The organism is Pseudomonas sp. NPDC088429, from assembly GCF_044753305.1.
Classification (GTDB): Bacteria; Pseudomonadota; Gammaproteobacteria; order Pseudomonadales; family Pseudomonadaceae; genus Aquipseudomonas; species Aquipseudomonas rustica.
Map to the genome: position 1 here is coordinate 1 of NZ_JBIVMX010000117.1, position 7,800 is coordinate 7,800.

Here is a 7,800-nt window from a genome sequence, read left to right on the forward strand (position 1 = left end):
AAAGGTGCGGTAAGAGCGCACCGCACGTCTGGCAACAGTTCGTGGCTAGGTAAACCCCACGTGGAGCAAGACCAACTAGGGTCCCAAGGCGTGGCCCGCGCTGGGACCGGGTAGGTTGCTAAAGATGTCCAGTGATGGCCATCGTAGACGAATGACTGTTCAAGACAGAACCCGGCTTACAGATCGACTCTCCACCTTTTTCTTTCCCTGCTTGAATCAATAGCAACAGGGCTGTGTAATATCAGCAGACCTGCTCTGAAAGTCCGGCAGCGGCAAACGCAGTAATAGCCATTTCCCACCGTGCTTCAATCAACAGCAGAAGCGCTTTTGTAATACCGAAAAAATCTTACTCTTAACAAATTACTTTAACTTCCGAGCGCAGCTTCCAGTGCTGCATCAAGTTATTGGTCAAAACTATCCGCCAATTTGTCGTTACCCCTCCTTTTATGTTCCTAAATCTCCGTTCTGTAAGGGTTTTCCTTTACTCCGCGCCTTGACGGTGTGGTGGGCGCATTCCTATAGTGTGCGCAAGTGGCGGAAAGTGGCATGAAGTGGGTTTTTTGAGCTCAAAACGATAAAAATTGGAGAAACGCTGACGTGTTTCGCGGAGCTAACGCTATCAGTCTCGATGCAAAGGGCCGTCTCGCTATGCCGAGCCGGTACCGCGACGAGCTCGTTTCGCGTAGTTCCGGCCAATTGATCGTGACCATTGATGCCGTTGATCCATGCCTGTGTGTCTATCCGCTCGATGAGTGGGAAATTATTGAAACCAAGTTGCGCGCACTTCCTTCGCTTCGCGAAGAGAACCGTCGCCTGCAACGTTTATTGATTGGTAATGCCGTCGATCTCGAACTCGATGGCAGTGGTCGTTTTCTGGTTCCACCGCGTCTGCGCGAATACGCCAAGCTCGATAAGCGCGCGATGCTGGTAGGCCAACTGAACAAGTTCCAATTGTGGGACGAGGATGCATGGGACGCGGTATCTGCCGCTGACCTTGCTGCTATTCAACAACCGGGCGCCATGCCTGATGAACTGCGTGATTTGATCCTGTGACTATTGATAGCGGCTTTAACCACATCACCGTACTGCTCGACGAAGCCGTGGAGGCTCTCGCCGTACGTCCTGATGGATGCTATCTGGACGGTACGTTCGGTCGCGGCGGACACAGCCGGCTGATCCTCAGCCAGCTCGGAACAGATGGTCGTCTCATCGGATTCGACAAAGATCCACAAGCGATTGCCACCGGGCAAACGCTAGCGGCCGAAGACGGCCGCTTTGTCGTTGTGCAGCGCAGCTTTGCCGAGCTCGGTTCGGTGGTTGCCGAACAGGGTCTGAGCGGCAAGGTCAGCGGCATTCTGCTCGACCTCGGCGTCTCTTCGCCGCAGCTCGACGACGCTGAACGCGGCTTCAGTTTCCTCAACGACGGTCCGCTGGACATGCGCATGGATCCGTCCCGTGGCATCAGCGCTGCCGAATTCGTCAACACCGCACCGGCCGAAGAAATCGCCCGGGTGTTCAAGGAATACGGCGAAGAACGTTTCTCCGGTCGCATGGCTCGCGCCGTTGCCGAACGTCGCGATATCAAACCGTTCGAGCGCACCGCCGATCTGGCCGAAGTGCTCAAGGTCGCCAACCCGGCGTGGGAAAAGGGTAAAAACCCGGCCACCCGTGCGTTCCAGGGTTTGCGCATTCACGTCAACAACGAACTGGGCGATCTGGAAGCCGGCCTCGAAGCCGCGCTGGACGCACTGGAAATCGGTGGGCGTCTGGTGGTAATCAGCTTCCACTCGCTGGAAGACCGCATCGTCAAACTCTTCATGCGCAAACTGGTGAAAGGCGAAGCCGACAACCTGCCGCGCAACCTGCCGGTTCGTCACGTAGCGTTCGAGCCGAAAATCAAAGTCCATGGCAAAGCGCAGACGGCCTCCGACGCCGAACTCAAAGCCAACCCACGTTCCCGTAGCGCCGTCATGCGCGTCGCGGAGAAGTTGCGGTGAGCAAGCTTTTCGCCAAGCCATTGCCTGGCGGCAGCTTTCTGATGCTGCTGCTGTTTATCGGCGTGCTCGTGTCGGCCATCGGCGTGTCTTACAGCGCGCACTGGAACCGCCAGTTGCTCAACAATCTTTATAACGAACTCAGCGTGCGCGACAAGGCGCAGGCCGAGTGGGGCCGTTTGATTCTTGAACAAAGCACCTGGACCGCGCACAGCCGGATCGAAGTGCTGGCCAGCGAACAATTGAAAATGCACATTCCGGGCGCGGCTGACGTGAAGATGGTGGCGCCATGATGAAACTCGAAGGCGCACTCTTCCCGTGGCGCTTCCGCCTGATGGTGGCGCTGCTCGGCATAATGGTTGCGGCGATCTGCTGGCGCATCATCGACCTGCAAGTGGTTGACCGTGACTTCCTCAAAGGTCAGGGCGACGCACGCAGTCTGCGTCACATCCCGATTCCGGCTCACCGTGGTCTGATCACCGACCGTAACGGCGAGCCTTTGGCCGTCAGTACGCCGGTGACCACCCTGTGGGCCAACGCCAAGGAAATGCAGTCGGCCAAAGAGAAATGGCCGGCACTGGCGGCAGCCCTGGGGCAGGATCCGAAAGCCCTGACCGAGCGTCTCGAAGCTCAGGCCAACAAAGAATTCATCTACCTGGTGCGCGGGCTGACCCCCGAGCAGGGCCAGGCTGTGCTTGATCTGAAAGTGCCAGGCGTTTACGGCATCGAAGAATTCCGCCGCTTCTATCCGGCCGGTGAAGTCACTGCGCACATGGTTGGCTTTACCGACATCGACGACCACGGTCGTGAAGGCGTCGAACTCGCCTACGACGAGTGGCTCGCCGGTGTGCCGGGCAAACGGCAGGTCATCAAGGATCGGCGCGGTCGGCTGATCAAGGATGTCCAGGTCACCAAAAACGCCAAGGCCGGCAAGCCCTTGGCGTTGTCCATTGACCTGCGTCTGCAATACCTGGCCAACCGCGAGTTGCGTAACGCAATCATCGAAAACGGCGCCAAGGCCGGCAGTCTGGTGATCATGGACGTGAAGACCGGCGAGATCCTCGCCATGGTCAACCAGCCGACCTACAACCCGAACAACCGTCGCAACCTGCAACCGGCAATGATGCGTAACCGCGCGATGATCGACGTGTTCGAGCCGGGTTCGACCATGAAAGCCATCTCGATGAGCGCCGCGATCGAATCCGGCCGCTGGAAACCGACCGACACCGTTGAGGTGTATCCGGGTACTTTGCAGATTGGCAAGTACACCATCAAAGACGTTTCGAGAACCGAAGGCCCGGTGCTGGACATGACCGGCATCCTGATCAATTCCAGTAACGTCGGCATGAGTAAGGTCGCGTTCGATATCGGCGGCGAAACCATTTATCGCCTCGCGCAGAAAGTCGGCCTCGGCCAGGACACCGGCCTCGGCTTCCCGGGCGAGCGCGTCGGCAACCTGCCGAATTATCGCGAGTGGCGCAAGGCTGAAACCGCAACCCTGTCTTACGGCTACGGTATTTCCGTGACCGCGATTCAGTTGGTGCACGCGTTCTCGGCACTGGCCAACAACGGTCGTCTCGCGCCGCTGACCCTGATCAAAACCGACAAGCCGCCGCAGACCACGCAAGTGCTGCCGGAAGCTGTGGCGAAAACCATGCAAGGCATGCTCACCCAAGTGATTGAGGCACCGCGCGGTGTATTCCGTGCGCAGGTGCCGGCGTATCACGTGGCCGGCAAGTCGGGTACTGCACGTAAAACATCGGTGGGCACCAAGGGCTACGCCGAAAACTCCTATCGCTCGCTGTTCGCCGGTTTCGGCCCGATGAGCGATCCGCGTTACGCCATCGTTGTGGTGATCGACGAACCAAGCAAGGCCGGCTACTTCGGTGGTCTGGTATCGGCGCCAGTGTTCAGCCGCGTGATGTCCGGCACCCTGCGTCTGATGAACGTGACCCCGGACAATCTGCCGGCGACACAACAGGCCAACGCCACCCCGGTCATACCGCTGAAAGCCAATGGAGGGCGCGGCTGATGTCATTAAGTCTGAACAAGATATTCCCCCACGCCGGCCACGATCTGTTGATCCGTGAATTGGCGCTGGACAGCCGTAACGTACGCGCTGGCGATCTGTTCCTCGCCGTGCCGGGCGGCAAATTCGATGGCCGTGCGCACATCGCTGATGCATTGCAACGCGGTGCTGCCGCTGTAGCTTATGAAGTCGAAGGCGCCACTGTGCTGCCGATCACCGACGTGCCGCTGATCCCGGTCAAAGGCCTGGCTGCGCAACTGTCGGACATCGCCGGGCGTTTTTACGGTGAGCCAAGTCATCACCTGAACCTGGTGGGCGTGACCGGCACCAACGGTAAAACCAGCGTGACCCAACTGGTTGCGCAGGCGCTGGATCTGCTCGGTCAACATTGCGGCATCGTCGGCACGCTGGGTTCCGGCTTCTATGGCGCACTGGAAAGCGGTCTGCACACCACGCCAAATCCGATTGCCGTGCAAGCGACATTGGGCGACCTGAAAAAGGCCGGCGCCAAAGCCGTGGCCATGGAAGTCTCGTCCCATGGTCTGGATCAGGGCCGCGTCACTGCACTGGCGTTCGACGTCGCGGTGATGACCAACCTGTCCCGTGATCATCTGGATTATCACGGCACCATGCAGGCGTACGCTGAGGCCAAGGCTAAGCTGTTCGCCTGGAATGATCTGAAGTGCCGCGTGGTCAACCTCGACGATGATTTTGGCCGGCAACTGGCCGCTGAAAAACGTGAGTCGCGCTTGATCACCTATAGCCTGCTCGACAGCAGCGCCTATTTGTATTGCCGCGAAGCGCAGTTCGACGACCACGGTGTGCGCGCCACATTGGTCACGCCGCAGGGCGAACATCATCTGCGCAGCACGCTGCTCGGTCGCTTCAACCTGAGCAACGTGCTGGCTGCGGTCGGCGCATTGCTCGGTCTGGATTACGCGCTCGACGAAATTCTCAAAGTGCTGCCGAAACTCGAAGGTCCAGCCGGGCGCATGCAGCGTCTTGGCGGTGGCACGCAACCGTTGGTGGTGGTCGATTACGCCCACACCCCGGACGCATTGGAAAAAGTACTGACCGCGCTGCGCCCGCACGTCAAAGGTCAACTGCTGTGCCTGTTCGGCTGCGGCGGTGACCGTGATCGCGGCAAGCGTCCGTTGATGGCTGAAGTGGTCGAGCGTCTGGCCGATCAGGTGCTGGTCACCGACGACAACCCGCGTACTGAAGATCCGGCAGTGATTTTCGATGACATCCGCGCCGGTTTCACGGCTGTGGATAAAGTCACCTTCGTTGCTGGCCGTGGTCAGGCGATTGCACAACTGATTGCCGGCGCGTCGGCCGATGACGTGATCGTCCTGGCCGGTAAAGGTCACGAGGACTATCAGGAAATCAACGGCGAGCGCCACGCTTTCTCCGACTTGGTCGAGGCTGATCACGCCCTGACCGCTTGGGAGGTGGCCCATGCTTAAGGCCCTGAAACTCAGCGAACTGACTAACGCCCTCGATGCCCGTTTGATCGCCGGCGATGCCAGCTTCGACGGCGTCAGCATCGACAGCCGTGCGATCCAGCCAGGCCAACTGTTTATTGCGCTGACCGGCCCGCGTTTCGACGGTCATGACTATTTGAATGACGTCGCCGCCAAAGGCGCGGTGGCTGCGCTGGTCGAGCGTGAAGTCGCCGACAGCACCTTGCCGCAATTGCTGGTCAAGGACACCCGTCAGGCCCTTGGCCAGTTAGGCGCCTTGAATCGCGCCGCGTTCACTCAGCCTGTAGCGGCGGTGACCGGTTCCAGCGGCAAAACCACGGTCAAGGAAATGCTCGCAAGCATTCTGCGCACGCGCGGCCCGGTGCTGGCGACTCGCGGCAACCTGAACAACGACCTCGGCGTACCGCTGACCTTGATCGAACTGGCCGCGGAACACACCTCGGCCGTGATCGAACTGGGCGCCTCGCGTCTGGGTGAAATCGCCTACACCGTCGGGCTGACCAAGCCGCACGTAGCGATTCTGAACAATGCCGGCACCGCTCACGTCGGTGAGTTCGGCGGCCCGGAAAAAATCGTCGAAGCCAAAGGCGAAATCATCGAAGGGCTGGCGGCCGATGGCATCGCCGTGCTCAACCTCGATGACAAGGCTTTCGGTATCTGGAAGACCCGCGCTGCCGGTCGCAAGGTGTTGACCTTTGCCCTGAGCAACACGCAGGCGGACTTTTACGCAAGCGACCTGACCACCGATGCCCGTGGTTGCCCGGCCTTCAATCTGCACACACCTGAAGGTGTCGAGCGCGTTCAACTGAACCTGCTCGGCACCCATAACGTCGCCAATTCCATGGCCGCCGCCGCTGCCGCGCACGCCTTGGGCGTGTCGCTGTTCGGCATCGCCACCGGCCTTGGCGCGGTGCAACCGGTCAAGGGTCGCACCGTCGCGCAACTGGCGAAGAACGGCATGCGCGTGATCGATGACACTTACAACGCAAACCCCACCTCGATGTGCGCGGCCGTTGATATACTCGCCGGCTTTTCCGGCCGCACCGTCCTGGTGCTCGGGGATATCGGCGAGTTGGGCGATTGGGCGGAGCAGGGGCACCGCGACGTGGGCGAGTACGCCCGGGGCAAGGTTTCCGCGCTTTACGCCGTCGGGCCAAACATGGTTCACGCCGTCAACGCATTCGGTGAACAGGCGCATCACTTCGGCACGCAAGCCGAGCTGATCCAGGCCCTCGACGCCGAGCAGGACACAAACACCACTATTTTGATCAAGGGTTCGCGCAGTGCAGCGATGGAAAACATCGTTGCGGCTCTGTGCGGATCCAGTCTGGAGAAACATTAATGCTGCTGCTGCTAGCGGAGTATCTGCAACAGTTCTACAAAGGCTTCGCGGTCTTTCAGTACCTGACCCTGCGCGGGATTCTCGGTGTGCTGACCGCGCTGGTTTTGTCGCTGTGCTATGGCCCGTGGATGATCCGCACCCTGCAGAACCGTCAGATCGGTCAATCCGTGCGTAACGACGGCCCGCAATCGCACCTGTCCAAGTCGGGCACCCCGACCATGGGCGGCGCACTGATTCTGTCTTCGATCGGCGTCAGCACGTTGCTTTGGGCTGACTTGAGCAACCGCTACGTCTGGACTGTGTTGCTGGTGACCCTGCTGTTCGGCGCCATCGGCTGGGTCGACGATTACCGCAAAGTCATCGAGAAGAACTCCCGTGGCTTGCCGAGCCGCTGGAAGTATTTCTGGCAGTCGGTGTTCGGCCTCGGCGCGGCGATCTTCCTTTATATGACCGCGTCCACCCCGGTGGAAACCACGCTGATCCTGCCGATGCTCAAGGACTACAGCATTCCGCTGGGCCTGGGCTTCATCGTGCTGACTTATTTTGTGATCGTCGGTTCGAGCAACGCGGTCAACCTGACTGACGGCCTCGACGGTCTGGCGATCATGCCCACCGTGATGGTCGGCGGCGGCCTGGGCATCTTCTGCTACCTGTCGGGTAACGTGAAATTCGCTGAATACCTGCTGATCCCTTATGTGCCGGGCGCGGGCGAACTGATCGTGTTCTGCGGCGCGCTGATTGGCGCCGGATTGGGCTTCCTCTGGTTCAACACCTATCCAGCGCAAGTGTTCATGGGCGACGTCGGTGCCCTGGCACTCGGCGCGGCACTGGGCACCATCGCGGTGATCGTCCGTCAGGAAATCGTCCTGTTCATCATGGGCGGCGTGTTCGTGATGGAAACCCTGTCAGTCGTCATTATTGTTTGTTGTTTTTATCTTATGGGTTTTCTTT

7 protein-coding genes and 1 other RNA gene are annotated in these 7,800 nt (G+C 59.6%); all 8 read left to right on the forward strand.

Annotated elements, in window-relative coordinates; genetic code table 11:
* Positions 1 to 195, forward strand: an RNA gene (gene rnpB, locus ACIP66_RS27805) — RNase P RNA component class A; the annotation flags it as partial.
* 402 nt (positions 196 to 597) lie between these two features.
* A complete protein-coding gene (mraZ, locus tag ACIP66_RS27810; protein WP_008147486.1) occupies positions 598 to 1,053 on the forward strand; it encodes a division/cell wall cluster transcriptional repressor MraZ in 456 nt (151 codons plus the stop codon).
* Positions 1,050 to 1,997: a 16S rRNA (cytosine(1402)-N(4))-methyltransferase RsmH gene (rsmH, locus tag ACIP66_RS27815; protein ID WP_008082779.1), complete on the forward strand. Its 948-nt coding sequence runs from the start codon at positions 1,050 to 1,052 to the stop codon at positions 1,995 to 1,997. Before mraZ ends, rsmH begins: the two co-directional genes overlap by 4 nt.
* Positions 1,994 to 2,287: a cell division protein FtsL gene (gene ftsL / locus ACIP66_RS27820; protein WP_053123650.1), complete on the forward strand. Its 294-nt coding sequence runs from the start codon at positions 1,994 to 1,996 to the stop codon at positions 2,285 to 2,287. The genes rsmH and ftsL overlap by 4 nt, the downstream gene beginning before the upstream one ends.
* The gene (locus tag ACIP66_RS27825) at positions 2,287 to 4,026 is read left to right on the forward strand and encodes a peptidoglycan D,D-transpeptidase FtsI family protein (protein ID WP_400652408.1); all 1,740 of its coding nucleotides are present in this window, start codon (positions 2,287 to 2,289) and stop codon (positions 4,024 to 4,026) included. Before ftsL ends, ACIP66_RS27825 begins: the two co-directional genes overlap by 1 nt.
* Positions 4,026 to 5,489 (forward strand): UDP-N-acetylmuramoyl-L-alanyl-D-glutamate--2,6-diaminopimelate ligase, encoded by a 1,464-nt coding sequence (locus ACIP66_RS27830; protein WP_212545539.1) that lies wholly within the window; start codon positions 4,026 to 4,028, stop codon positions 5,487 to 5,489. Before ACIP66_RS27825 ends, ACIP66_RS27830 begins: the two co-directional genes overlap by 1 nt.
* A complete protein-coding gene (murF, locus tag ACIP66_RS27835; RefSeq protein WP_400652403.1) occupies positions 5,482 to 6,849 on the forward strand; it encodes a UDP-N-acetylmuramoyl-tripeptide--D-alanyl-D-alanine ligase in 1,368 nt (455 codons plus the stop codon). The genes ACIP66_RS27830 and murF overlap by 8 nt, the downstream gene beginning before the upstream one ends.
* Positions 6,849 to 7,800: phospho-N-acetylmuramoyl-pentapeptide-transferase (mraY, locus tag ACIP66_RS27840; protein ID WP_400652406.1), on the forward strand; the 952-nt coding region annotated here is incomplete at its 3' end. The genes murF and mraY, both read left to right, overlap by 1 nt.